General features: G+C 74.2%; 27 protein-coding genes. 19 read left to right on the plus strand and 8 right to left on the minus strand.

The window, feature by feature from the left end:
* Positions 1 to 7 precede the first annotated feature (7 nt).
* Positions 8 to 583: a nicotinamidase gene (locus ACI8AF_RS12645; RefSeq protein ID WP_456540061.1), complete on the minus strand. Its 576-nt coding sequence runs from the start codon at positions 581 to 583 to the stop codon at positions 8 to 10.
* Positions 580 to 1,881: a nicotinate phosphoribosyltransferase gene (locus ACI8AF_RS12650; RefSeq protein WP_456540062.1), complete on the minus strand. Its 1,302-nt coding sequence runs from the start codon at positions 1,879 to 1,881 to the stop codon at positions 580 to 582. The genes ACI8AF_RS12645 and ACI8AF_RS12650 overlap by 4 nt, the downstream gene beginning before the upstream one ends.
* Before the next feature lie 56 nt (positions 1,882 to 1,937).
* Between ACI8AF_RS12650 and clpS the strand changes: the two genes are divergently transcribed.
* Positions 1,938 to 2,234, plus strand: a complete 297-nt coding sequence (gene clpS, locus ACI8AF_RS12655) for an ATP-dependent Clp protease adapter ClpS (RefSeq protein WP_456540063.1) — start codon at positions 1,938 to 1,940, stop codon at positions 2,232 to 2,234.
* Positions 2,231 to 2,728 carry a DUF2017 family protein gene (locus tag ACI8AF_RS12660; RefSeq protein WP_456540064.1) on the plus strand — a complete coding sequence of 166 codons (498 nt, stop codon included), beginning with the start codon at positions 2,231 to 2,233 and terminating at the stop codon, positions 2,726 to 2,728. Before clpS ends, ACI8AF_RS12660 begins: the two co-directional genes overlap by 4 nt.
* Here the strand turns inward: ACI8AF_RS12660 and ACI8AF_RS12665 are convergent.
* Positions 2,667 to 3,011: a hypothetical protein gene (locus tag ACI8AF_RS12665; RefSeq protein WP_456540065.1), complete on the minus strand. Its 345-nt coding sequence runs from the start codon at positions 3,009 to 3,011 to the stop codon at positions 2,667 to 2,669. The two genes, ACI8AF_RS12660 and ACI8AF_RS12665, sit on opposite strands and share 62 nt — an antisense overlap.
* Positions 3,012 to 3,109: 98 nt before the next feature.
* Between ACI8AF_RS12665 and ACI8AF_RS12670 the strand changes: the two genes are divergently transcribed.
* From ACI8AF_RS12670 to ACI8AF_RS12705, 8 genes are all read left to right on the plus strand, one after another.
* The gene (locus ACI8AF_RS12670) at positions 3,110 to 3,583 is read left to right on the plus strand and encodes a Mov34/MPN/PAD-1 family protein (RefSeq protein ID WP_456540066.1); all 474 of its coding nucleotides are present in this window, start codon (positions 3,110 to 3,112) and stop codon (positions 3,581 to 3,583) included.
* Between the two features lie 128 nt (positions 3,584 to 3,711).
* Entirely contained in the window at positions 3,712 to 3,990 is a 279-nt protein-coding gene (locus ACI8AF_RS12675) for a MoaD/ThiS family protein (protein ID WP_456540067.1), read from the plus strand.
* A 44-nt stretch (positions 3,991 to 4,034) separates the two neighbouring features.
* Positions 4,035 to 4,985 carry a PLP-dependent cysteine synthase family protein gene (locus ACI8AF_RS12680; RefSeq protein WP_456540068.1) on the plus strand — a complete coding sequence of 317 codons (951 nt, stop codon included), beginning with the start codon at positions 4,035 to 4,037 and terminating at the stop codon, positions 4,983 to 4,985.
* 106 nt (positions 4,986 to 5,091) lie between these two features.
* Entirely contained in the window at positions 5,092 to 5,328 is a 237-nt protein-coding gene (locus ACI8AF_RS12685; protein ID WP_456540069.1) for a hypothetical protein, read from the plus strand.
* Between the two features lie 120 nt (positions 5,329 to 5,448).
* Positions 5,449 to 6,291: a glutamate racemase gene (gene murI / locus ACI8AF_RS12690; protein ID WP_456540070.1), complete on the plus strand. Its 843-nt coding sequence runs from the start codon at positions 5,449 to 5,451 to the stop codon at positions 6,289 to 6,291.
* Complete coding sequence (locus ACI8AF_RS12695; RefSeq protein WP_456540071.1) at positions 6,288 to 7,031, plus strand: MBL fold metallo-hydrolase; 744 nt, start codon at positions 6,288 to 6,290, stop codon at positions 7,029 to 7,031. Before murI ends, ACI8AF_RS12695 begins: the two co-directional genes overlap by 4 nt.
* Before the next feature lie 27 nt (positions 7,032 to 7,058).
* A complete protein-coding gene (locus ACI8AF_RS12700; protein WP_456540072.1) occupies positions 7,059 to 8,015 on the plus strand; it encodes a DNA polymerase domain-containing protein in 957 nt (318 codons plus the stop codon).
* An 86-nt stretch (positions 8,016 to 8,101) separates the two neighbouring features.
* Positions 8,102 to 8,587, plus strand: a complete 486-nt coding sequence (locus tag ACI8AF_RS12705) for a DUF4262 domain-containing protein (RefSeq protein WP_456540073.1) — start codon at positions 8,102 to 8,104, stop codon at positions 8,585 to 8,587.
* Positions 8,588 to 8,595: 8 nt separating this feature from the next.
* Here ACI8AF_RS12705 and ACI8AF_RS12710 read toward each other — a convergent pair whose 3' ends face one another.
* Positions 8,596 to 9,006, minus strand: coding sequence for a DUF6157 family protein (locus ACI8AF_RS12710; protein ID WP_456540074.1), 411 nt, complete (start codon positions 9,004 to 9,006; stop codon positions 8,596 to 8,598).
* Positions 9,007 to 9,115: 109 nt separating this feature from the next.
* On the opposite strand from ACI8AF_RS12710, the gene ACI8AF_RS12715 reads away from it, so the two are divergent.
* Positions 9,116 to 9,643, plus strand: a complete 528-nt coding sequence (locus tag ACI8AF_RS12715; protein ID WP_456540075.1) for a DUF4188 domain-containing protein — start codon at positions 9,116 to 9,118, stop codon at positions 9,641 to 9,643.
* A 76-nt stretch (positions 9,644 to 9,719) separates the two neighbouring features.
* Here ACI8AF_RS12715 and gndA read toward each other — a convergent pair whose 3' ends face one another.
* The 3 genes from gndA to ACI8AF_RS12730 are packed head-to-tail and all read right to left on the minus strand — an operon-like array spanning position 9,720 to position 12,157.
* The gene (gene gndA, locus ACI8AF_RS12720) at positions 9,720 to 11,153 is read right to left on the minus strand and encodes an NADP-dependent phosphogluconate dehydrogenase (RefSeq protein ID WP_456540076.1); all 1,434 of its coding nucleotides are present in this window, start codon (positions 11,151 to 11,153) and stop codon (positions 9,720 to 9,722) included.
* A gap of 52 nt (positions 11,154 to 11,205) precedes the next feature.
* Positions 11,206 to 11,694, minus strand: a complete 489-nt coding sequence (gene bcp, locus ACI8AF_RS12725; RefSeq protein ID WP_456540077.1) for a thioredoxin-dependent thiol peroxidase — start codon at positions 11,692 to 11,694, stop codon at positions 11,206 to 11,208.
* Between the two features lie 58 nt (positions 11,695 to 11,752).
* On the minus strand, positions 11,753 to 12,157 hold the full coding sequence (locus ACI8AF_RS12730; protein ID WP_456540078.1) for a YjbQ family protein: 405 nt from the start codon (positions 12,155 to 12,157) through the stop codon (positions 11,753 to 11,755).
* A 34-nt stretch (positions 12,158 to 12,191) separates the two neighbouring features.
* Between ACI8AF_RS12730 and rph the strand changes: the two genes are divergently transcribed.
* The 4 genes from rph (at position 12,192) to ACI8AF_RS12750 (ending at position 16,745) form a co-directional block, all read left to right on the plus strand.
* Complete coding sequence (rph, locus tag ACI8AF_RS12735; protein ID WP_456540079.1) at positions 12,192 to 12,914, plus strand: ribonuclease PH; 723 nt, start codon at positions 12,192 to 12,194, stop codon at positions 12,912 to 12,914.
* Positions 12,911 to 13,516 (plus strand): RdgB/HAM1 family non-canonical purine NTP pyrophosphatase, encoded by a 606-nt coding sequence (rdgB, locus tag ACI8AF_RS12740; protein ID WP_456540080.1) that lies wholly within the window; start codon positions 12,911 to 12,913, stop codon positions 13,514 to 13,516. Before rph ends, rdgB begins: the two co-directional genes overlap by 4 nt.
* A 104-nt stretch (positions 13,517 to 13,620) precedes the next feature.
* A complete protein-coding gene (locus ACI8AF_RS12745; RefSeq protein ID WP_456540081.1) occupies positions 13,621 to 15,597 on the plus strand; it encodes a putative bifunctional diguanylate cyclase/phosphodiesterase in 1,977 nt (658 codons plus the stop codon).
* Positions 15,598 to 15,653: 56 nt separating this feature from the next.
* Complete coding sequence (locus ACI8AF_RS12750; protein ID WP_456540082.1) at positions 15,654 to 16,745, plus strand: HPP family protein; 1,092 nt, start codon at positions 15,654 to 15,656, stop codon at positions 16,743 to 16,745.
* Here the strand turns inward: ACI8AF_RS12750 and ACI8AF_RS12755 are convergent.
* Positions 16,720 to 18,744, minus strand: coding sequence for an HNH endonuclease (locus tag ACI8AF_RS12755; RefSeq protein ID WP_456540083.1), 2,025 nt, complete (start codon positions 18,742 to 18,744; stop codon positions 16,720 to 16,722). The genes ACI8AF_RS12750 and ACI8AF_RS12755 overlap by 26 nt on opposite strands.
* Positions 18,745 to 18,866: 122 nt before the next feature.
* Here ACI8AF_RS12755 and ACI8AF_RS12760 point away from each other — a divergent pair, with 122 nt between their 5' ends.
* The 4 genes from ACI8AF_RS12760 to ACI8AF_RS12775 all read left to right on the plus strand — a co-directional run bounded on the left by ACI8AF_RS12760 (position 18,867) and on the right by ACI8AF_RS12775 (position 23,662).
* Positions 18,867 to 19,721, plus strand: a complete 855-nt coding sequence (locus ACI8AF_RS12760; RefSeq protein ID WP_456540084.1) for an aldo/keto reductase — start codon at positions 18,867 to 18,869, stop codon at positions 19,719 to 19,721.
* A 29-nt stretch (positions 19,722 to 19,750) separates the two neighbouring features.
* Positions 19,751 to 20,671: a DUF6910 family protein gene (locus ACI8AF_RS12765; protein WP_456540085.1), complete on the plus strand. Its 921-nt coding sequence runs from the start codon at positions 19,751 to 19,753 to the stop codon at positions 20,669 to 20,671.
* A gap of 108 nt (positions 20,672 to 20,779) precedes the next feature.
* Positions 20,780 to 21,229 (plus strand): pyridoxamine 5'-phosphate oxidase family protein, encoded by a 450-nt coding sequence (locus ACI8AF_RS12770; RefSeq protein ID WP_456540086.1) that lies wholly within the window; start codon positions 20,780 to 20,782, stop codon positions 21,227 to 21,229.
* 42 nt (positions 21,230 to 21,271) lie between these two features.
* On the plus strand, positions 21,272 to 23,662 hold the full coding sequence (locus ACI8AF_RS12775; RefSeq protein ID WP_456540087.1) for an ATP-binding cassette domain-containing protein: 2,391 nt from the start codon (positions 21,272 to 21,274) through the stop codon (positions 23,660 to 23,662).
* Positions 23,663 to 23,706 lie beyond the last annotated feature (44 nt).

The following is a 23,706-nucleotide window of genomic DNA, read 5'->3' on the forward strand; positions in this document are numbered from 1 at the left end:
GCGGCGGTCAGCGGGGCGAGTGGACGGCGCCCTCGAGCTCCACGCCGGCCGTGCGCAGCTGGTCCAGCGCGGCGTCGGTCGACGCCTCGGCCACGCCCGCGGTGAGCGGCAGCAGCACCCGGGTGCGGAAGCCGGCGGCGACTGCGTCGAGGGCGGTGGCGCGCACGCAGTGGTCGGTGGCGATCCCGACGACGTCGACGGCGTCCACCCCCCGCTCGCGCAGCCAGTCGGCCAGCCCGACGCCGTCCGAGCTGCCCTCGAACCCCGAGTACGCCGCCGAGTAGTGGCCCTTGTCGAACACCGCCTCGACCAGGCCGCGGTCGAGGCCCTCGTGCAGCTCCACACCCTCGGTGCCGGCGACGCAGTGCGCCGGCCACGTCTCGACGAAGTCCGGGGTCTCGTGGAAGTGGCCGCCGGGGTCGACGTGGTGGTCCCGGGTGGCGACGACGTGGTCGTAGCCCCCGGTGCCCGCCCGGACGTGCTCGGTGATCGCCCCGGCCACGGCCGTGCCCCCGGCGACGGCGAGGCTGCCGCCCTCGCAGAAGTCGTTCTGGACGTCGACGACGATCAGCGCACGCGTCATGGGGTCATGATCTCCAACGCGCACTCGCCGCGGGAGAGCGCCCACGCCTCCGCGGGCAGGGCGGCGCGCACCCGCTCGTGGTGCGCCCGCGCCTCGGCCAGCGCCGCGGAGGGCGTGGCGTCGCTGAGCACCTTGCCGCCCGACACCAGGGGCACCACCAGGTCGCGGTCGCCGTCCTCGGGCGCGATCGGCGCGGCGCTGATGACCTCGGCGGTCGCCGTGCCGTTCGCGTCGTGCCGCCGGACGGCGTTCTTGCGCCCGCCCACCGAGTTCTTGCCCTCGCTGCGCTTGGCGACGGGCACGCCCTCCCGCTCGACCAGCTTGTAGACCATGCCCATCGTCGGCGCGCCCGAGCCGGTGACCAGCGAGGTGCCCACGCCGTAGCCGTCGACCGGCGCGGCCATCAGCCCGGCGATCGCGTACTCGTCGAGGTCGCTGGTGACGATGATCCGGGTCCGGGTGGCGCCGAGCTCGTCGAGCAGCTCCCGCGCGCGGGTGGCCAGCGTCGGCAGGTCGCCGGAGTCCAGGCGGATCCCGCCGAGCTCCCGGCCGGCGACCTCCACCGCCGTCCGGATGCCCTGCTCGACGTCGTAGGTGTCGACCAGCAGCGTCGTCCCGGTGCCGAGGGTGGCCACCTGCGCCTCGAAGGCCGCCCGCTCGCTGTCGTGCAGCAGCGTGAAGGCGTGCGCGCTGGTCCCCGTCGTCGGCACCCCGTAGCGGCGGCCGGCCTCGAGGTTCGACGACGACGCGAACCCGACCAGGTACGCCGCGCGGGCCGCGGCGACCGCGGCCTCCTCGTGGGTGCGCCGCGAGCCCATCTCGATGCACGGACGGCCGCAGGCCGCGCCGATCATGCGCGCGGCGGCCGAGGCGATCGCGCTGTCGTGGTTGAGCACCGACAGCGCGAGGGTCTCCAGCAGCACGCCCTGCGCGAACGGCGCCCGGACGGTCAGCACCGGGGAGCCGGGGAAGAACAGCTCGCCCTCGGCGTAGCCTTCGACCTCGCCGGCGAACTCGAAGTCGGCCAGCCAGCCGAGCAGGCGCTCGTCGGTCAGCCCCTGCGCGCGGAGGGTGGCCAGCTCCTCGTCGCCGAAGCGGAAGCGGGGGAGCGCCTCGAGCAGGCGGCCGGTGCCGGCCAGCACGCCGTAGCGGCGCCCGTGCGGCAGGCGGCGCGCGAACACCTCGAACACGCAGTCCCGGTCGGCCGTGCCGTCGGCCAGCGCCGCGGCGACCATCGTGAGCTCGTACCGGTCGGTGAGCAGCGCGGGGTGGGTCGGCGCGGACTGCGGGATTGCCATGATCAGGAGCGTAAGCACCCGGACCGGTCCGGCGCGCGGCGTCCTAGAGTTGACCCGTGGCCGGACCCCTCGCGCCTGTCAGCACCCCGGAGACCACGGTCGACGAGGAGCAGGACCTCGACCGGCCGTGGGTCACCGTCGTGTGGAACGACCCGGTGAACCTCATGACCTACGTGACCTACGTCTTCCAGGAGCTGTTCGGCTACGACGAGGCCACCGCCACGAAGCTGATGCTGCAGGTCCACCACGAGGGCCGGGCGATCGTCAGCTCGGGCCCGAAGGAGCGCATGGAGCACGACACCAGCCGGCTGCACGCCTACGGGCTGTGGGCCAGCTACCAGCGGGACTCATGAAGCCGTTCAAGCGCAAGGGCCAGGACGTCGTCGCCCGGCTCGAACCGGCCGAGTCCGGCATCCTCGGGCTGCTGCTCGACCAGCTGGAGCAGCTGCTCACCGCCGACGCCGACGACGTCGCGGGTGACCCGGTGCTGGCCCGGCTGCTGCCCGAGGGCCACCGCGGCGACCCGCGGCTGGCCGCCGACTACCGCGAGCTGACCGAGTCGTCCCTGCGCAGCGGCAAGGCCGACGACCTGGCGACCGTGCGCGCCACCCTCCCCCCGGGCGGCGGGGAGCTGCGGCTCGACCCCGACCAGGCCGCCGCCTGGCTGCGCAGCTCCAACGACCTGCGCCTGGCGCTGGGCACCCGGCTGGACATCAGCGAGGACACCGAGCCGCCGGACGACGTCACCGGCGAGGAGGGCCAGCAGCTGGCCGTCTACTACTGGCTCACCTCGCTGCAGGGTTCGCTGGTCGACGCACTCGCCGCCGGTCGCGCCGGCCGAAGGTGAGCAGGATCAGCAGCCCGAGCAGCAGGTCGAGCACGAAGAACGTGTAGACGAGGGAGGGCAGCTCCAGGTCGCGGACCATCGCGCCGATCGCGGCCAGCAGGACGACGCCGGAGAGCAGGAACACCAGCAGCAGGGTGAGCACCCGCAGCGCGATCAGGACGACCAGCGACGCCCGGTCCTCGGCCGAGTGGCCGCGGTGACGGCGGACCCCGAGCACCCCCAGCACCAGCGCGGGCAGCGGCAGCACCACCACGCCGGCGACCAGGAGCGACTCGATCAGCACGAGACCGCACGGTAACGGGTGATCACCCACCGTCCGCACGGTGTCCGACCAGGGGCGACCCGCAGGCCACCTCGCCCGGCCGCATACACTGGGCAACCGTGCTGCGCATCGACCGCGCGACCTACGACGCCATCGTGGCCCACGCCCGGGAGGACCACCCGGACGAGGCCTGTGGCGTCGTCGCCGGTCCCGAGGGCAGCGACCGCCCCGAGCGGTTCATCCCGATGCTCAACGCGGCCCGCTCGCCCACGTTCTACGAGTTCGACTCCGGCGACCTGCTGAAGCTGTACCGGGAGATGGACGACCGGGACGAGGAGCCGGTGGTCATCTACCACTCGCACACCGCCACCGAGGCCTACCCCTCGCGCACCGACATCAGCTACGCCTCCGAGCCGAACGCCCACTACGTGCTGGTGTCCACGCGGCACCACGGCGCCGAGACCGGCCTGGCCGGCGACGAGGTGGAGTTCCGCAGCTTCCGGATCGTCGACGGCGAGGTGACCGAGGAGGACGTCGACGTCGTCGAGTCCTACAAGTTCGGACACACGCCGACCACGGTCGTCTACGACTGAAGCGTGATCCGCCGTACGCGGCGGAATCCCCGACGGCGGACGGGCGTTGCCCGGACCGACGCTTCCCACACGCCGTGCCGAGCACCGACCGCGGCGACCCCCGACCCTCCCGAGGAGACGCACACCCCATGGCCATCGAGGTCCGGATCCCGACCATCCTGCGCACCCACACCGGCGGCGCCAAGACCGTGGAGGGCTCCGGCGCGACCCTCGGCGCGCTCATCGACGACTTGGACGCCCAGCACTCCGGCCTGAAGAACCGCCTCGTCACCGAGGAGGGCAAGCTGCACCGGTTCGTGAACGTCTACGTCAACGACGAGGACGTCCGCTTCACCGGCGCGCTCGACACCGAGGTCAAGGACGGCGACTCGGTGACGATCCTCCCGGCGGTCGCGGGCGGCTGCTGAGCGGTCCACCGCTCGCCCCCCACCCCTCTCCGGAAGAGTTCCCCATGGCCCGCTTCGCCTCGCTCGTCGACTCCCTCGGGGGCACGCCCCTCGTGGGGCTGCCCAACCTGTCGCCGACCCCCGACGTGCGGCTGTGGGCCAAGCTCGAGGACCACAACCCCACCGGGTCCATCAAGGACCGCGCCGCCATCTCGATGATCGAGGCGGCGGAGAAGGAGGGGAAGCTCAAGCCGGGCGACACGATCCTCGAGCCGACCAGCGGCAACACCGGGATCTCCCTGGCGATGGTGGCCCGCCAGCGCGGCTACCGGCTGATCTGCGTCATGCCGGAGAACACCTCGATCGAGCGGCGGCAGCTGCTGGAGATGTACGGCGCGCAGATCATCTCCTCGCCGGCCGCGGGCGGCTCCAACCAGGCGGTGGCGGTGGCCAAGGGGCTGGCCGCCGAGCACGACGACTGGGTGATGCTGTACCAGTACGGCAACCCGGCCAACGCCGAGGCGCACTACACGGGGACGGCGCCCGAGATCCTGGCCGACCTGCCCTCGATCACGCACTTCGTGGCGGGGCTCGGCACCACCGGCACGCTCATGGGCTGCTCGCGCTACTTCCGCGAGCACAAGCCCGGCGTGCAGGTGATCGCCGCCGAGCCCCGGTACGGCGAGCTGGTCTACGGGCTGCGCAACATCGACGAGGGGTTCATCCCCGAGCTCTACGACGCCTCGCTGCTCGACTCGCGGTTCTCCGTCGGCCCCGACGACGCGATCCACCGCACCCGCCAGCTGGTGGAGCGGGAGGGCATCTTCGCCGGCATCTCCACCGGCGCGATCCTGCACGCGGCGCTCGGCATCGCCGACAAGGAGGTCGCGGCCGGCCGCAAGGCCGACATCTGCTTCATCGTGTGCGACGGTGGCTGGAAGTACCTGTCCACCGGCGCCTACGCGGGCACGCTGGAGGAGGCGACCTCCGCGCTGGAGGGCCAGCTCTGGGCCTGACGACTGGTGATCACCGCCGGGTTGCGCTGCACTGGGGTGCCGGCGCCCGCGCGGGCACCCCGGGCGGCGCCGGCGGTGGATCCGCGTCGACCCGAGGAGCGGTGTCATGAGCAGCATGACCAGCGAGACCGGCAACATCACCGGCACGACCGACAAGGACTACAACCTCATCTGGTTCACGGAGTCCTGCCTGAGCAACGCCCTGCGGCTGGACCTCTACATCCAGGACGCCGAGCGGGCGGGCGACAGCGAGCTCGCCGAGTTCTTCCGCAAGGCGCAGGCCGACAGCCGCAAGGGCGGCGAGATGGGCAAGGCGATGCTGGCCCGCCGGCTCGCGAGCTGATCGATCCTCCCCGCGCCCTCCCGCCCTCCCGCGGGAGGGCGCTCGCACGCCCGGCGCGTCACCTGATCGAGGCCGGTGCGCGGCGGCCCGTCGGTGCCGGCGGCTAGCCTGACCGGCGACATGGGGACGACGCAGCCGGGCGCCAGCCCTCCGGACAGCTCCGCGCCGATCGGCATCTTCGACTCGGGCGTGGGCGGCCTCACCGTCGCCCGCGCCGTCCTCGACCAGCTGCCCCACGAGGCGATCCGCTACATCGGCGACACCGCGCACGGCCCCTACGGCCCGCTGCCCATCGCCGAGGTGCGCCGGCACTCACTCGCGGTCATGGACGACCTGGTCGCCGGCGGCGTGAAGATGCTCGTCGTCGCCTGCAACTCCGCCAGCGCCGCCTCGTTGCGCGACGCCCGCGAGCGTTACGACGTCCCGGTGGTCGAGGTGGTCCTGCCCGCCGTGCGCCGGGCGACCGCGGCCACCCGCAACGGCCGGGTCGGCGTCATCGGGACCCAGGCCACGGTGACCAGCGGCGCCTACGACGACGCGTTCGCCGCCGCCCCGCAGATCGAGGTGGTCAGCGCCGCCTGCCCCAGCTTCGTCGACTTCGTCGAGCGCGGCGTGACCAGCGGCCGCCAGCTGCTCGGCCTGGCGCAGTCCTACCTCGACCCGCTGCTCGTGGCCGGCGTCGACACCGTCGTCCTGGGCTGCACCCACTACCCCCTGCTCACCGGCGTGATCTCGCTGGTGATGGGCGAGGGCGTCACGCTGGTCTCCAGCGCCGAGGAGACGGCCAAGGACGTCTACCGGGTGCTCACCCGCGCCGACCTGCTGCGCTCGGAGGACGCCCCGCCCCCCGAGCACGTCTTCCTCGCGACCGGCGACCCCGAGCCGTTCGCCCGGCTGGGCCGCCGCTTCCTCGGCCCCGAGGTGGGCGCGGTCCGGCACGCCCGGTCGGTGGGTGCGGCGTGAGGCTGACCGTCGTCGGCTGCTCCGGCAGCGCGCCCGGCCCGGCGTCCCCCGCGTCCTGCTACCTCGTCGAGCACGACGGGTTCCGCCTGCTCCTCGACCTGGGCAACGGGGCCTTCGGGCAGCTGCAGGCCCTCGCCGACCCGGCCGCCGTCGACGCCGTCTTCCTCTCCCACCTGCACGCCGACCACTGCCTCGACGTCGCGCCGTTCGTCGTGTGGCACCGCTACTCCGGCCGGTCGGGCCGGCGGCTGGTGCCGCTGTACGCCCCGGTCGGCGCCGAGCGCCGGCTGGCGCTGGCCTACGACGGCGACGGCGAGACCCTCACCGACGTCTTCGACTTCGTGCCGGTCGGCCCGGGCGCGCTGGAGATCGGCCCGTTCGCCGTCGAGCTGGCGCGCACCGCGCACCCGGTCGAGTGCTACGCGATCCGGCTCACCGTCGACGGCCGCTCGCTGGTCTACACCGGCGACACCGGCCCGTCGCCGCGGGTGGTCGCGCTGGCGACCGGCGCCGACGTGCTGCTCGCCGAGGCGGCGCACCCCGACGGCGACGCCGCCCAGCCGCCCGGCCTGCACCTGACCGGCCGGCAGGCGGGCGAGCACGCCGCCGACGCGGCGGTCGCCCGGCTGCTGCTCACGCACGTGCCGGCGTGGGTGGACGCCGCGGCGCAGCTGGCGCACGCCCGGGCGGTCTTCCCGGCCGCCGAGCTGGTCGCGCCCGGCGCCAGCTACGACGTCTGACGGGTCGTCTGACGGCAGGATGGCGGTGTGGCCGAGGAGATCGAGCGGGACGGCGTCGCGCTGACCAGCCTGGACGCGTCGCTGGGCGACGGTCTCGGGGTGACCAAGGGCGACCTGGTCGACTACGTGGACGCGTTCGCCGACCGGTTGCTGCCGCAGCTGGCCGGGCGGCCGCTGTCGGTGAAGCGGGTGCGGCCGGGCCAGCAGCCGTTCATGCAGCGCAACGTGTCCAAGGGCGCCCCCGACTGGGTGCGCACCGTCGCGGTCTGGTCGTTCGGGGCGAACCGCGAGGTGCACCAGGTGCTCTGCGACGACCGGCGGACGCTGCTGTGGCTGGCCAACCAGCGCGCCGTCGAGTTCCACGTGCCGTTCTTCCGTGCGGGGCACGAACTCGAGCCGACCGGACTGGTCGTCGACCTCGACCCGCCGGAGGACGCCGGCTTCGACGTCGTGGTGCGCGCGGCGGGGCTGGTGCGGCAGGCGCTGGCCGACAGCGGCCTGGCCGGCGCCGTGAAGACCAGCGGCTCCAAGGGCGTGCACGTCGTGGTGCCGGTGCGCGGGTCCGGGCCCGAGGACGTCGCCGCGGCCACCCGCGCCCTGGCCGCCCGTGCCGCCGCGCTCGACCCGGAGCTGGCCACGACGGCGTACATCAAGGAGGACCGGCACGGGCGGGTGTTCCTCGACTCGACCCGGTCGGGCTCCTCGACGATCGTGGCCGCCTACAGCCCCCGCCTCCGCCCGGGCCTGCCCGTGTCGACCCCGGTGGCGTGGGACGCGCTGGACGACGTCCGGCCGGCGGAGATCACGGTGACCACCGCGGCCGAGCGGATCGGCGCCGGCGACCCGTGGGCGGAGGCGCTGCCCGAGCCGCAGGAGCTGCCCGCCGACCTGCTGGCCGAGGGGCACACCATCCCGGTCGCCCGCGTGGCCGCCATGCACGAGGGCAAGCGGCGCAAGCGCGCCCGCGAGGCCTCGGACGGCTGACGCCTCCGTCCACCGGCCGCCCGGTCGTCCACAGAACCGGAACGGGTCCAGGCCGGTTGTCGGTGCCCGGGCGCACTCTCTCGCCCATGACGACCGATCCACAGCTCACCGCCTGGCTCGACCAGGAGGACGCCCGTCTCGCCCAGGTCATCCGCGCCCGCCGGTGGGCCGTGCAGTACGTCTGGCCGGGCGAGGGGCCCGACGAGCCGGCGTTCGGCTACACGATCGGGCTCTTCGGCCTCGGCCACCCCGAGCTGGTGCTCGTCGGCCTCGATCCCGACGTCACGCACGGGGCGCTGGAGCACGTCGCCGGGCTCGTCGCCGGCGGGCGCGACCTGGTCCCGGGCGAGCTCATCGACGGCCCGGGCGGCCGGCCGGGCCTGGTCGTGGAGGAGCTGCCGAACCCCGGCGAGGTGGTGCTGGGGGCCAACCGGTTCTACGAGCGGCCGGCGGAGTACTCGGTGCCGGCCTTCCAGCTCGCCTGGCCCGACGACGACGGGCGCTGGCCCTGGGACGACGGCTTCCGGTGGGGCCGGGAGGCCCAGCCGCGGCCGGGGGCGTGGCGGGCGTGACGCGCCGGTCAGGCCCGCTTCGAGCGCATGGCCCGCAGGTGCGCGAGCGCCGGGTCGGCCGCCAGCGCCGCGTACTCGGGGGAGTCCACGGCCACCAGCGCCATCCGGCCCTCGCCGTCGCAGTGCACGCCCCAGCCGTACTGCGTGGTCAGCGGCGACGCGCGGAAGCAGGGCTGCCCCTTGGCGAAGAAGGCGTCCCGTTCGGCGGCGAGGTCGGCGTCGGGCACGCCGCGCCGCTGCGCGTGCACCGCGAACAGCACGTCGTCGGAGGTGTGCACGTACGGGGCGTCGGCGAGCATCGCGTACTGCAGGCCGGCGACCGTGGGGGCACCGCCGCGCGCCGGTGGCACCTCACCGCTGGTGGCGCGGCAGTCCTCGGCCACCTCGATGAAGGTGTCGGTGTAGTTGGTCGTCGTCACGTCGCGCAGGCTGCCACAGGGCGGGGACGCGAACGGGTGTACCGCGCAGCCGGGGACCACGACGATGGGCCGTGCACCCGCACGGCAGGAACGTCTCCCGGGAGGACCCGTGGCCGAGATCCGACGTGGCAGGTACGCGGCCGAGATCGACGGGGACTTCGTCGTCCTCCTGATCGGCTTCCGCCTCAACAAGCCGTGGCTGGCGCTGAAGAGCTTCGCCGACCTCGGCGGCCGGCGCGGCATGGGCGCGATGCTCACGTACCTCACCGAGCACCCGGAGAAGGGGCTGCTCGGCTTCCGCAACAACTTCCCGACGATCATCCAGTACTGGCGCAGCTTCGAGCACCTGGAGGCCTTCGCCCGGGACGACGAGCTGCTGCACCGGGAGGCCTGGCTCAACTGGTACCGCCGCGACCCGACGGGCCGCACCGGCATCTGGCACGAGACCTACCTCGTGCGGGCAGGCGAGTACGAGGCCATCTACGCCGACATGCCGGTCCAGGGCCTCGCCGCGGCCGGCCGGGCGGTGCCCCTGCAGGGGAACAGCACCGCCCGGCTGCGGCTGCGGGCCGCCGCGTCGGCCGACGGGCATCCCCAGGAGGCGGCGTCGGCGATGCGCGGTGTCGCCCGGCCGTGACCGCCGGGCGACGCGCCAGGGGCCACCGGCCGGGCGGTCGTGACCTGCGACGTCCCGACGGGGGGAACTGCACCCGTCAGGCGGGCTCCTCCCGCCGGTCCTCGCCCCAGTAGGTGTGGAAGGCGCCGTCGCGGTCCACCCGCCGGTAGGTGTGCGCCCCGAAGAAGTCGCGCAGCCCCTGGATGAGCGACGCGGGCAGCCGCTCGGCGCGCAGCCCGTCGTAGTAGGCCAGCGCGCTGGCGAAGCCCGGTGCCGGGATGCCGTAGCGGGCCGCGTCGGTGACCACCAGGCGCCAGCCGTCCTGGCCCGCGGCGACGGCGTCGCGGAAGTAGTCGTGGGTGAGCAGCGTGGTCAGCCCCGGCTCGTCGGCGAAGGCCTGCCGGATCCGGTCGAGGAAGCGCGCCCTGATGATGCAGCCGCCGCGCCAGATGGTGGCCAGCGCGCCCCGGTCGACGTCCCACCCGTTCTCCTCGGCGCCGGCCGCGATCTGGTCGAAGCCCTGCGCGTAGGCCACCACCTTCGACGCGTACAGCGCCTGGCGGACCGCCTCGACGTAGCCGTCGCGGTCGGCGACCGGCTCGGGCTCGCCGGCCGGGCCCGGAAGCACCTTCTGCGCGGCGGCCCGCTGGTCGGCGTGCCCCGACAGCGCCCGGGCGAACACCGCCTCGGCGATGCCGCTGACCGGGATGCCGAGGTCGAGCGCCGACTGCACGGTCCAGCGGCCGGTGCCCTTCTGCTCGGCCTGGTCGAGGACGACGTCGACGAACGGCTTCCCGGTCGCCGCGTCGTCGTGCCGCAGCACCTCCGCGGTGATCTCGACCAGGTAGGACTCCAGGTCGCCTTCGTTCCAGGAGGCGAACACGTCCCCGATCTCGCGCGGCGTCATCCCCAGCCGGGCGCGCAGCAGGTCGTAGGCCTCGGCGATCAGCTGCATGTCGGCGTACTCGATGCCGTTGTGCACCATCTTCACGAAGTGACCCGCGCCGTCGGTGCCCACGTGCGTGCAGCACGGGGTGCCGTCGACGACCGCCGCGATGCTCTCGAGCATCGGCCCGACGATCGCGTAGGACTCCGCCGAGCCGCCGGGCATGATGCTCGGCCCGTTGAGCGCGCCCTCCTCACCGCCGCTGACCCCCGTGCCGACGAAGTGCAGGCCGCGCTCGGCGAGCGCCGCCGTCCGGCGCTGGGTGTCCTGGTAGCGGGCGTTGCCGCCGTCGATGACGATGTCGCCCTCGTCGAGCAGCGGCACCAGCTCGTCGATCACCGCGTCGGTCGGCGCGCCGGCCTTGACCATGATCAGGATGCTGCGCGGCCGCTCGAGAGCCTGCACGAACTCCTCGGTGGTCGTCGTCGGCACGAAGTCGCCCTCACCGCCGTGGGCCGCCATCAGCGCGTCGGTGCGTGCCTGGGTCCGGTTGTGCAGCACCACCTGGTGGCCGTGGCGGGCGAGGTTGCGCGCCAGGTTGGCGCCCATCGTGGCGAGGCCGGTGACACCGATCTGCGAGGTCATGGCGGGCATCGTCGCGGGTCGGGCCCCACGCGTGCCAGCCCTTGGCGCGCGGTCAGTCCAGCCCGAGGTCGCGGCGGAGCTTCGCCACGTGGCCGGTGGCCTTGACGTTGTACTGCGCCCGCTCGACCCGGCCCTCGGCGTCGACGACGAAGGTCGAGCGGATCACGCCGACGACCTCCTTGCCGTAGAGCTTCTTCGGCCCGAAGGCGCCGTAGGCCTGCAGCACCGCCTTGTCCTCGTCGGAGACCAGCGTGATGCCGAGGTTCTCCTTCTCGCGGAAGCGCATGAGCTTCGCCGGCGGGTCGGGGGAGATGCCGATGATGTCCAGCCCGGCCTCGGCCAGGTCACCGGCCGCGGCGGTGAAGTCGACGGCCTGGGTGGTGCAGCCCGGCGTCAGCGCGGCGGGGTAGCAGTACACGATCACCCGGCGGCCGCGGTACGACGACAGGGAGACGGGGGTGCCGTCGGCGTCGGGCAGCGTGAAGTCCGGCGCCGGGTCGCCGGGGGACAGGCGGACGGGTGCGACCTCGGTCGAGCTCATGCCCGGCATCCTGCCCTGAGCGGACGACGGTCCGACACCGGGATCCCCGGCCGGCCGGTCAGCCGGCGAGGAACGAGAACCGGACGTGCCGGGTGTGGTTGTCCGCGTTCGTGTCCACCAGGCAGATGCGCTGCCAGGTGCCGAGCATCAGCCGGCCCTCGAGCACCGGGACGCTGGCGTGCGGCGGCACGAACGCCGGCAGCACGTGGTCGCGGCCGTGGCCCCGGGACCCGTGCCGGTGCCGCCAGCGGTCGTCGCGGGGGAGCAGCTCGTCGAGCTGGGCCAGCAGGTCGTCGTCGCTGCCGGCGCCGGTCTCGATGATCGCCAGCCCGGCGGTCGCGTGCGGGACGAAGACGTGCAGCAGCCCGTCGCCCTCCTGCCGCACGAAGTCGGCGCACTCGTCGGTCAGGTCGACGACGACGGGGGCGCCCCCGGTGCGGACGCTGCGGACCTCGGACCTCATGCCCCCGGATCCTGCCCGGTTAGGCTGGCGACCCGTGACCCGCCCCGACGGCCGCGCGGCCGACCAGCTCCGCCCGGTGACCATCACGCGCAACTGGCTCGACCACGCCGAGGGCTCCGTGCTCGTCGAGTTCGGCCGCACCCGCGTCCTGTGCGCGGCGAGCGTCACCGAGGGCGTGCCGCGCTGGCGCAAGGGCTCGGGCCTGGGCTGGGTCACCGCCGAGTACGCGATGCTGCCGCGCGCCACCCACACCCGCAGCGACCGCGAGTCGGTGAAGGGCCGGATCGGCGGGCGCACCCACGAGATCAGCCGGCTGATCGGCCGCTCGCTGCGCGCGGCGATCGACCTCGGCGCCCTCGGCGAGAACAGCATCGCGATCGACTGCGACGTCCTGCAGGCCGACGGCGGCACCCGGACCGCCGCCATCACCGGGGCCTGGGTCGCCCTGGCCGACGCGGTGAACTGGCTCGACGAGCGGAAGAAGCTCGCCAAGAAGAAGGCGATCGTGAACTCGGTCGCCGCGGTGAGCGTCGGGGTGATCGACGGCGAGCCGCGCCTCGACCTCGCCTACGAGGAGGACGTGCGCGCCGGTTCCGACATGAACGTCGTCTGCACCGGGGACGGCGGGTTCGTCGAGGTGCAGGGGACCGCCGAGGGCGCCGTCTTCGACCGGGCCGCCCTCGACGCGCTGCTCGACCTGGCGGTCGCCGGCTGCGGCGAGCTGACCGCGATCCAGCAGGCGGCGCTGGCGCGATGAAGCTGCTGCTCGCCACGCGCAACGCCGGCAAGCTCGCCGAGCTGCAGCGGCTGCTCGCCGACGCCGTCCCGGGGGTCGAGGTGGTCGGCCTGCGCGACGTCCCCGAGTACCCCGAGGCGCCGGAGACCGGCGCGACGTTCGCCGACAACGCGCTGCTCAAGGCGCGCGAGGCGGTCCGGTACACCGGCCTGCCCGCGGTGGCCGACGACTCGGGCATCACGGTCGACGCACTCAACGGGATGCCGGGGGTCCTGTCGGCCCGCTGGTCCGGCCGGCACGGGGACGACGACGCGAACACCGCGCTGCTGCTCGCCCAGATCGGCGACGTGCCCGACGAGCGGCGCGGGGCGGCGTTCGTCTGCGCGGCGGCCCTGGTCACGCCCGACGGCGCCGAGCACGTGCTCGAGCGGCAGTGGCGCGGGCGGGTGATCCGCGAGAAGCGGGGCACCAACGGCTTCGGCTACGACCCGGTGTTCGTGCCGGAGGGCCTCGACGTCACCTCCGCCGAGCTGGCGCCGGCGGAGAAGGACGCCCGCAGCCACCGCGGCCAGGCGTTCCAGGCCCTCGTGCCGGTCGTCGCGGAGGCGCTCGCCGGGCGCTGACCCTCCTCACCCCTCGGGGTGACCCGGCGTCGAGGTGGAGCGGGATCGGTCCGATCTCCCTGGCACACGGCCGCACAGGTGCGCCGCCGACCGAGGGACCGACGATGACGAGCCGGCTCGCTGCTGACTCCGCCGACCGACCGCGAGGCCCGGGGCTGCTGTCCGCCCACATGGCCGCAGCGGGGCTGGTGGCGGTCCTCGCCCTGCTCACCGTCTTCTCCGTGGGAGCGGCGGTGAGCAACGCCTCCGCCGCGGCCGAGGCGGAGACCAGCGTCGACGTCTCGGAGTGGGCCGACCAGGCCGAGGAGTCCCTGGCCGCCCAGGAGGAGCTGGCCGAGCAGCTCGCCGTCGCCGAGGACCCCGCGGTGCGGGCGGAGTACGCGGCCGCCGTCGCGGCGACCCGGGAGGCGCTGCGCTCGATCGGCGTGACCGCCCACGGGGACGCCCCGGAGCTGACGGCGGCGTGGATGCGGCTGCAGGACGACTACGAGGCGGCGGTCGCCGAGCTCGTCGTCGTCGCGCGGACCACGCCCGACGCCGTGCCGCAGTTCGAGGAGCAGCACGTCGACCCGTACTACGACATGATCGCCGACGTCGTCTCCGGCCACATCCAGGGGCACCGGCACGAGGCCGAGGAGGCCATCGCCGGGCTGCGCAGCAACCAGCAGCTGCTGCTGTGGGTCACCCCGGTCGTGTTCGGCGCGGGCCTGCTGCTGGTCGCGTGGTGCACGAGGGTGCTCACCCGCAGCCGCCGCGAGGCCGCCTCGCGGGCCGAGGAGAACCGGCGCCAGGCGCTGCACGACGCGCTCACCGGGCTGCCCAACCGCACCCTGCTGCGGCAGCGCGCGGAGCGGGCGCTCGGCGTCGCGCGGCGGACCGGCGGCACGGTGGCGCTCATGCTGATCGACCTGGACCGCTTCAAGGAGATCAACGACACGCTGGGCCACGCGTACGGCGACCTGGTGCTCGAGGCCGTGGCCGGTCGGCTGCGGACCGCGGTCCGGGGCACGGACACCGTCGCCCGCCTCGGTGGTGACGAGTTCGCGATCCTGCTCCCGGACGTCGACTCGGTGGACGCGGCGCAGGAGCTGGCCGACCGGGCGCTCGCGGCCATGGAGGCCAGCATCGCGGCCGACGGCGTCATGCTCGACGTCGACGCCAGCATCGGCATAGCGTTGTCCGGTACCGACGGCGCGGACGTGGAGTCGCTGCTGCGCAACGCCGACATCGCCATGTACGCGGCCAAGGACCGCGGCCTCGGGACCTGCGTGTTCGACCCGCGGCTGGACGACCACAGCCCCGAGCGGCTGGGCCTGATCGGCGAGCTGCGCCGGGCCATCGACGCCGGCGAGCTGGTGCTGCACTACCAGCCCAAGGTCGACCTGTCCGGGACGGTGCGCGGCGTCGAGGCGCTCCTCCGGTGGCAGCACCCGGTGCGCGGGACGATCGCGCCGTGCCAGTTCGTGCCGCTGGCGGAGAAGACCCCGCTGATCCACCCGCTGACCCGGCACGTGCTCGACACGGCCCTCTCGCAGTGCGCCCGCTGGCGCGCCGACGGGCGTGACCTGCGGGTCGCGGTGAACATCTCGCCGCGCAACCTGCTCGACGACCGGTTCGTCGACGACGTGCTCGCCCTGCTGCGCGACCACGACGTGCCCGCGGCCCACCTCGAGCTCGAGGTGACCGAGAGCGCGATCATGGCCGACCCGGTCCGGGCGCGGCTCGTCCTCGGCCGCCTGGCCGACGCGGGGATCACGCTGTCGATCGACGACTTCGGCGCCGGCTACACGTCGCTGGCGCACCTCAAGGACCTGCCGGTGCACCAGCTGAAGATCGACCGGTCCTTCGTCTCCCACATGGCCGCCGATGCCAGCGACGCGCTCATCGTGCGGTCGGTCGTCGAGCTGGGCCACAACCTGGGCCTGACCACGGTCGCCGAGGGCGTGGAGGACGAGGCCACCTGGGAGCAGCTGCGCGACGTCGGCTGCGACCAGGCCCAGGGCTACCTGCTCTGCCGCCCGCTGCCGGCAGAGGCGCTGGACGCCTGGTACGACGCCGCGCGGGCGGGCGCCCTCGTCTGACGGCATCCGCCACGTACTCTCCCCGGGCGGCGACGGGGCCGGTGAGAGGAGCGAGGGTGCACGCGGACCTGCGGGCCTGGCGGACGTCCCTGCGGCCGGGGCCGCTGGGCTACCGGCGGATCGACTACCTGCGCGGCGGCCTGGGCGCCTTCGTCGGGATCGCCCTCGCCGCGCTCGCCGCGCAGACGGTCCCCGGCGGGCCGGCGATGCTGCCGTTCATCGTGGCGCCGATGGGCGCCACCGCCGTCCTGCTGTTCGCCGCGCCGGCCAGCCCGCTGGCCCAGCCGTGGTCGCTGCTGGTCGGCAACGTCGTGTCGACCCTCATCGGCGTCACGGCCGGGCGGGTGTTCGACGACGTCACGCTGGCGGCGGCGCTGGCCGTCGGGGCCGCGATCGCGGTCATGATGCTGCTGCGCTGCGTGCACCCGCCGGGCGGCGCCTGCGCGCTGTTCGCCGCGGTGGGGACGTCGGCGGTGGCCGAGCAGGGGTACGCGTTCGCCGTCTGGCCGGTCGGGGTCAACACGGTGGTGCTGCTGGTCGTCGGCGCGCTGGTGAACAACCTGACCGGCCGGCCCTACCCGCACGTGCCCGAGCCGCCGGCGCCCAAGGTGGGCGCCGACGCCGCGCCCAGCGAGCGGATCGGCGTGCGGACCGAGGACATCCGCGAGGCGATGGCCCGCCTCGACCGCGGCCTCGACGTGCTGCCCGGTGACGTGCTGGCCCTGGTGCGGGAGGCGGAGGCGCAGGCGCTGGACCGCCGGCTCGGCTCGCTGCGGGTGGGCACGCTGATGGCCCGCGACGTGCAGACGGTGCGCGCGGAGGAGTCGCTGTACCGCGCGCGCATGCTCATGAACCAGCACCACGTGAAGGCGCTGCCGGTCGTCGACGAGGAGCAGCGGGTCGTCGGGATCGTGACCGTCTACGACCTGTTCAACCTGGACGTGGTCGACCTGGACCCGGTGTCCAAGGTGATGAGCAGCCCGGTGACGACGGTCGGCGTGGACACCCCGGTCGCCCGGCTGGTGGCGCTGATGAGCGACAGCGGGCTGCGGCACCTGCCGGTGGTCGACGCCGAGGGCCGGCTGGCCGGCATCGTCACCCGCACGGAGCTGATCGCCGTCCTCAACCGGGCGCTCGTCGGTTCCTAGAAGGGCGGCGGCTCGGTCGTCGCCGTGAGGCCGCTGGGCGTGGTGACGGTGACGGTGCCGTCGGCGGCCAGGTCGTGCGTGAACCCAGGTGCCTGGTGCTCGAGCCGGTGATCGCCGGTGCAGTAGCCGGCCAGGTCGTCCGCCGACGTCGGGCCCAGCGGGTACGGCACGTGGTGGTCGAGCTCGCCGCTGCGCACCGGGCGGCGGCAGCCGGGGAAGCGGCAGCGCCGGTCGCGGTGCCGCAGGTACCGGTCGAGCTCGGCCCTGGCCGGTAGCCGTCCGTCGGCGGTGGCGGGCCCGGGCCGTGCCGGTCGGTGAGGTCGTGGTCGCACCGGTCGGGGCGTCGCCGGCAGGCCGGGCGGCCGCAGTGCGCGACCCGGCGCAGCCCGGGCAGGTCGGTCAGCCCGACGAAGGCACCGGTCAGCGCGTCGACCAGCGCGATGCGTGGTCGCTCGGCCAGTCCGCCGCCGGCGGAGCGGTGCAGCAGGTCCGCCAGCGCCTCCCGATCGATGTCGGCGGCGGCGCGGGGCGCGGCGAGCGCATCGGTGGCGGCGTCGACCCGACCGGCCGGGCCGGCCCGTCGCGCGGCCTCGTCGGCGGCATCGGCGCGCTCGGCCGTGTCGACCACCCGCTCGGCGTGCCCGATCGCCCGCGTCGCGGCCAGCACCGCCACCGAGGCGTCGTCCACCGCGCGATCGGCGTCGGCCCACCACCGGTCCCCCGGCGACGACGTCGCCGGCTCGTCGGGCACGGGCTCGTCCCCGACGTCGGGGTCGCTCGCCAGCCGGGCCTCCAGCTCGGCCCACCAGCGGTCGTCCAGGTCGCGCATCAGCCGGTCGAACTCGGGGTCGAAGTCGTCGAGGGTCACCGGCCGCGCCGGAGCCGGCGCCGGAGCGGGGTCGTCGAACGCCCCGGCCGCGCACCGCCGGTCCCAGCCGTCCTCCCACTCGGCCAGCGCCGCCCGCATCTCGGGGGTGTACTCCCACGGCTCCCAACCGGGGTCGTCCAGGAACTGCTCGTCCACCCGGTCGGTCACGGCGGCCGGCCGGAGCTCCGCGAGGGCCGCGGCACCCAGCTCCGACCCGGTCAGCGCGATCAGCAGCTGCCGGATCTCCTCGGCGGAGGCCACCTGGCCGTCGACCTCGCCGGGCTGGTCCCCGCCGAGCAGGGTCTGCAGCTGCGCGAGGACGGTCAGCACCACCTGGACCGGCGGGAGCTCGGACTCCCCCGGCCGCCGTACGGGGTGGAGCAGGCAGTCGAACATCTCGCGCGGCCGCCCGCGCGTGTCGTCGGGGTCACCCGGCAGGGGGGCGGCGCAGGCGCCCAGGGCCGCGAACAGCGCCTCGATCTCCGCTCGGGTACCGCCGACCGCGAGCCAGGCCGAGCCGTCGTCGTCGCGCCCCGACTGCCGGTGGACGCCGTGCCGGCGCGCCGCCGCCACGGCCCGCTGCGCCCCGGAGCGGGCGTCCCGGCGCTCCACCTCCCGCAGCGCCCGGTCGCGCAGCTGGGGCGGCGTGGTGATCGTCCGCCGCACGGCCCGCTCGGCGACCCAGCCGAGCAGTTCGTCCTCGACCTCCCCGCGCAGCCGGTCGTCGGCGACCGGTGCGACGTGCTGCAGCAGCGGCCACAGGTGGTCGGGCGTGAGCAGCCCCGACTCGAGGGCGGCCAGCGTGCCCGGCAGCCGCAGCTGGAGCGTGCACCCCTGCTCGATCAGCTCCTCGGCCGACTGCTGCGACCGCGTCAGCCCGATCGACGCCTCCTGCGCCGCCCACTCCGAGACCGGCCTCAGGACCTCCGGCCGGCGGGCCCACCGGTCCGCGCTCATCGCCCCCGGCTCACCCTGCGCGCGATCGGCGGTCGCCGGCATCGAGTCCGCGTACGCCGCCAGGGCGCGCGCCCGCCGGGCCGTCCACCGGGCGATCTCCCGGTCGGCCCGCTGCGCGTCGCCGAGCGGGCCCTCGGCGAGGCCGGTCTGCGGGCCGGGAGCGGGTGCGTCCACATGTTCGATCATACGTTCGAACGAGTCGCCGTGGCAACCGTTGTGGACGGGGAGATGTGCTGGTCAGAGGCCGATTCTGCAGCGCCGGGAACATCGTGGGCACCGGGCATGCTGCGCCCGGCATGACCGTATCCGCAGTGTCCGACACGTTCCTCGTCGGCGGGGACCTCCCCGTCCACCGCCTCGGCTACGGCGCCATGCAGCTGCCCGGCCCGGGTGTCTGGGGCGAGCCGACCGACCGGGACGCCGCCGTCCGCGTGGTCCGCGCCGCCGTCGAGCAGGGCGTCGACTTCATCGACACCGCCGACTCGTACGGCCCGGCGGTCAGCGAGCAGATCATCGCCGAGGCCCTGCACCCCTACCCGGAGGACCTGGTCATCGCGACCAAGGCCGGCTTCGCCCGCACCGGACCGGGGGAGTGGACCGTCGTCGGCCACCCCGCCTACCTCCGGCAGCAGGTCGAGCTCTCGCTTCGGTACCTGCAGGTCGACCGGATCGACCTGCTCCAGCTGCACCGCATCGACCCGGCGTTCCCGCTCGCCGACCAGCTCGGTGCGTTCAAGGCGCTGCAGGACGAGGGCAAGGTGCGCCACATCGGCCTCTCCGAGGTGTCGGTGGAGCAGATCGAGGCGGCACGGCAGATCGTCGACGTCGTCAGCGTGCAGAACCTCTACAACCTGACCTACCGGAAGTCGCAGGACGTCCTCGACCACTGCACCGGCGAGGGCATCGCGTTCATCCCGTGGTTCCCGATCGCGACCGGCGACCTGGCCGCGCCGGACAGCCCGGTGGCCGCCGTCGCCCGCGAGCTCGACGCCACCCCGGCACAGGTCGCGCTCGCGTGGCTGCTCCGGAAGTCGCCGGTCGTGCTGCCCATCCCGGGCACGAAGTCGGTCGAGCACCTCACCGAGAACATGGGTGCGGCCGGCCTGAGCCTGTCGGACGACGAGATGGTCCGACTGGACGCCCTGGCCTAGAACCCGCCGCGCCCGGGCACAGTCCTCCTGTGCGGGTTGTCGTGGACGCCGTCCGGGCGCTGTGGTTCGACGACGGGTCGCCGGTGCGGGCGGCCTCGGGGATCGCGCCGCTCGGCGACGGCTGGCTGGTCGTCCAGGACGACGCCACGGCCGCGGCCTGGCGTCGCCCCGGCGGCACCACCGCCGTGCGGGTGTTCCCGCCGGTCGAGGGGCACGACGTGTTCAGCGAGGCGGCGGGGACCAAGCACCTCAAGCCCGACCTCGAGGTCGCCTGCCCGGCCGAGGTGGACGGCGCACCGGCGGTCCTGCTGCTCGGGTCGGGCTCGTCGGACCGGCGCACCCGCGGTGTGCTGGTCCGGCTCGTCGACGACGGCCCCGAGGTGCGGGTCGCCGACCTGGCCCCCCTCTACCGGCGGGCCGGGCAGCTCCTCGGCGTGCCCGAGGACCAGCTCAACCTGGAGGGCGCCAGCCGGCACGGGGACGCGGTGCGCTGGTTCCAGCGCGGCAACCTGGCCGCCGGCGTGCCCTCGTGCAGCGTCGACGTCCCGCTCGACGCGCTGGTCGCGGCGGTCCTGGGCCGGGCCGACCCCGCGGCGGTCGAGCTCGCCGGCCGACGGTCCTACGACCTCGGCGAGGCGGAGGGAGTGGGTCTGGCGGTCACCGACGCCGTGGCGCTGCCCGACGGGCGCGTGCTGCTGAGCGCGGCCGCCGAGGACACCCCCAACGCCGTCGACGACGGTCCCGTCGTCGCCACCGCGCTCGTGCTGGTCGACGACGAGGACGTCGTCGCGGTCGCGCCGATCCCCGAGGTGGACGGCCACGTGCACAAGGTGGAGGGACTGGCGCTGCGCGAGGTGGGCGGCGGCGCGGTGCACCTGCTGGCGGTCGTGGACGACGACGACCCGGACCACCCCTCGACCGAGCTGGAACTGCGCGCCGTCCTGGACTGACCGGGGACCGATGAGTCCCGGGCCGCGGACCGGTCCGGACGTGCGTGGATCGGAACCGGTCAGGAATCGAGAAGACCCGGAACGCGCGCCGTGCCTAGCGTGACCGCCGTGCCCGAGCCCCGAGACCGCGCGACCCGCAAGGCCGATGCGCTGGCGTTGCTGACCACCCCCGCGATCGACGTGTGGGTCGCCACGGCGTCGCCGGCCGGGGAGCCGCACCTCGTGCCGCTCTCGCTGGCCTGGACGGACCAGCGCGTGGTGATCGCGGTCGAGGCGAGCTCGGTCACCGCTCGCAACCTGACCGCGTCCGGGACCGCCCGCCTCGCCGTCGGGCCGACCCGCGACGTGGTGGTGGTCGACGCCGTCCTCGAGCGGACCGCCGACGTCGCCGCCGACGAGGCGCTGGGCGCCGCCTACGTCGGGCAGGCCGACTGGGACCCGCGCCGCAGCGCGGGCTACGTGTTCCTGGTGCTGCGGCCGGTGCGGCTGCAGGCCTGGCGGGAGGCGGACGAGATCCCCGGCCGCACCCTGATGCGCGACGGCGCCTGGCTCGTCTGACCCGTACGTCATGATCGACCCCGCCCGACGGATGGAGACACGATGAGCACGCTCACCAGCGCGGATCCGCAGACGGCCGCGCACCCCGCCGACAGCCACGACCTGATCCGCGTGCACGGCGCCCGCGAGAACAACCTCAAGGACGTCAGCATCGAGATCCCGAAGCGGCGGCTGACCGTGTTCACCGGCGTCTCCGGGTCGGGCAAGAGCTCGCTCGTCTTCGACACGATCGCCGCGGAGTCGCAGCGGCTGATCAACGAGACCTACAGCGCCTTCGTGCAGGGGTTCATGCCGACGCTGTCGCGGCCGGAGGTCGACCTCCTCGAAGGCCTGACGACGGCGATCCTCGTCGACCAGGAGCGGATGGGCGCCAACCCCCGCTCCACCGTCGGCACCGCCACCGACGCCAACGCGATGCTGCGCATCCTCTTCAGCCGGCTCGGCACGCCGCACATCGGTCCGCCCACCGCGTTCTCGTTCAACGTCCCGACCCGCAAGGCGAGCGGGGTGCTGAGCACGGAGAAGTCCGGCGGGCGGGTCGAGAAGAGCGTCGTGCGCGACGTGGTCTACCTCGGCGGCATGTGCCCCCGCTGCGAGGGCATGGGCTCGGTCTCGGACTTCGACCTGACGGCGCTGTACGACGAGACCAGGTCGCTGAACGAGGGCGGCCTGACCGCCCCCGGCTACAGCATGGACGGGTGGTACGGCCGCCTCTTCCAGGGGATCGGCCTGGACCTGGACAAGCCGATCGGGAAGTACACGAAGAAGGAGCTGGACGACCTCCTGTACAAGGAGCCGACCAAGATCAAGGTCGAGGGGATCAACCTGACCTACGAGGGCGTGATCCCGAAGATCCAGAAGTCGATGCTGTCCAAGGACGTCGACGCGCTGCAGCCGCACGTCCGGCGGTTCGTCGAGCGGGTGATCACGTTCCAGACCTGCCCCGACTGCGACGGGACGCGGCTCACCCGGGAGGCCCGGTCGTCGACGATCGGGGGGAAGAACATCGCCGACCTCTGCTCGATGCAGATCAGCGACCTCGCCGGCTGGGTCCGCGCGCTCGACGAGCCGTCCGTGGCCCCGCTGCTGGCCGGCCTGCGGCACCTGCTCGACTCCTTCACGAAGATCGGGCTCGGCTACCTGTCGCTCGACCGGCCGGCAGGGACGCTGTCCGGGGGCGAGGCCCAGCGCACCAAGATGATCCGCCACCTCGGCTCGTCGCTCACCGACGTCACCTACGTCTTCGACGAGCCGACGATCGGCCTGCACCCGCACGACATCCAGCGCATGAACGACCTGCTGCTGCAGCTGCGGGACAAGGGCAACACCGTGCTCGTCGTCGAGCACAAGCCGGAGACCATCACGATCGCCGACCACGTGGTCGACCTCGGCCCGGGCGCGGGCACCGGGGGCGGCGAGGTCGTCTTCGAGGGAACCGTCGACGGGCTGCGGGCCAGCGGCACCCTCACCGGCCGGCACCTGGACGACCGGGCGGCGCTCAAGCCGTCGGTGCGCACGCCGTCCGGGGCGCTCGAGGTGCGCGGCGCGAGCACGCACAACCTGCAGGACGTCGACGTCGACATCCCGCTCGGCGTGCTCGTGGTGCTCACCGGCGTGGCCGGCTCGGGCAAGAGCTCCCTGGTGCAGGGCTCGGTGGCCGGCCGGGACGGCGTCGTGACGGTCGACCAGGGCGCGATCAAGGGGTCGCGGCGGAGCAACCCGGCCACCTACACCGGTCTCCTGGAGCCGATCCGCAAGGCGTTCGCGAAGGCCAATAGCGTGAAGCCGGCGCTCTTCAGCTCGAACTCCGAGGGCGCCTGCCCGACCTGCAACGGCGCCGGCGTCATCTACACCGAGCTCGGCGTCATGGCCACCGTCGAGTCGCCCTGCGAGGACTGCGAGGGCAGGCGGTTCCAGGCGTCGGTGCTGGAGTACACGCTCGGCGGCCGGAACATCGCCGAGGTCCTGGCCATGTCGGTGACCGAGGCGGAGGAGTTCTTCGGCGACGGCGAGGCGAAGACGCCGGCCGCGCACGCGATCCTCGAGCGGCTCGCCGACGTCGGGCTCGGCTACCTGTCGATCGGCCAGCCGCTCACCACGCTGTCCGGCGGCGAGCGGCAGCGGCTCAAGCTGGCCACCCGCATGGCCGAGAAGGGCGGCGTCTACGTCCTCGACGAGCCGACCACCGGCCTGCACCTGGCCGACGTGCAGAACCTGCTCGGCCTGCTCGACCGGCTGGTCGACTCGGGCAAGTCGGTGCTGGTCATCGAGCACCACCAGGCGGTCATGGCGCACGCCGACTGGATCATCGACCTCGGGCCCGGCGCCGGTCACGACGGCGGGCGGATCGTCTTCGAGGGGACGCCGGCCGACCTGGTCGCCGCCCGCTCGACCCTGACCGGCCGGCACCTCGCGGAGTACGTCGGCGGCTGACCGCGCGGACGGGGACCTTCGGCCGTGTGCGGGTCCCCGGGGCC

This window comes from Blastococcus sp. SYSU D00669, assembly GCF_054050715.1.

Bases quoted from the DNA above. Each gene is read 5' to 3' on its own strand.
- ACI8AF_RS12645 (WP_456540061.1), bottom strand. From the start codon at position 583: ATGACGCGTGCGCTGATCGTCGTCGACGTCCAGAACGACTTCTGCGAG.
- ACI8AF_RS12650 (WP_456540062.1), bottom strand. From the start codon at position 1,881: ATGGCAATCCCGCAGTCCGCGCCGACCCACCCCGCGCTGCTCACCGAC.
- ACI8AF_RS12660 (WP_456540064.1), top strand. From the start codon at position 2,231: ATGAAGCCGTTCAAGCGCAAGGGCCAGGACGTCGTCGCCCGGCTCGAA.
- ACI8AF_RS12675 (WP_456540067.1), top strand. From the start codon at position 3,712: ATGGCCATCGAGGTCCGGATCCCGACCATCCTGCGCACCCACACCGGC.
- ACI8AF_RS12680 (WP_456540068.1), top strand. From the start codon at position 4,035: ATGGCCCGCTTCGCCTCGCTCGTCGACTCCCTCGGGGGCACGCCCCTC.
- ACI8AF_RS12685 (WP_456540069.1), top strand. From the start codon at position 5,092: ATGAGCAGCATGACCAGCGAGACCGGCAACATCACCGGCACGACCGAC.
- murI (WP_456540070.1), top strand. From the start codon at position 5,449: ATGGGGACGACGCAGCCGGGCGCCAGCCCTCCGGACAGCTCCGCGCCG.
- ACI8AF_RS12705 (WP_456540073.1), top strand. From the start codon at position 8,102: ATGACGACCGATCCACAGCTCACCGCCTGGCTCGACCAGGAGGACGCC.
- gndA (WP_456540076.1), bottom strand. From the start codon at position 11,153: ATGACCTCGCAGATCGGTGTCACCGGCCTCGCCACGATGGGCGCCAAC.
- bcp (WP_456540077.1), bottom strand. From the start codon at position 11,694: ATGAGCTCGACCGAGGTCGCACCCGTCCGCCTGTCCCCCGGCGACCCG.
- ACI8AF_RS12730 (WP_456540078.1), bottom strand. From the start codon at position 12,157: ATGAGGTCCGAGGTCCGCAGCGTCCGCACCGGGGGCGCCCCCGTCGTC.
- rdgB (WP_456540080.1), top strand. From the start codon at position 12,911: ATGAAGCTGCTGCTCGCCACGCGCAACGCCGGCAAGCTCGCCGAGCTG.
- ACI8AF_RS12745 (WP_456540081.1), top strand. From the start codon at position 13,621: ATGACGAGCCGGCTCGCTGCTGACTCCGCCGACCGACCGCGAGGCCCG.
- ACI8AF_RS12760 (WP_456540084.1), top strand. From the start codon at position 18,867: ATGACCGTATCCGCAGTGTCCGACACGTTCCTCGTCGGCGGGGACCTC.
- ACI8AF_RS12775 (WP_456540087.1), top strand. From the start codon at position 21,272: ATGAGCACGCTCACCAGCGCGGATCCGCAGACGGCCGCGCACCCCGCC.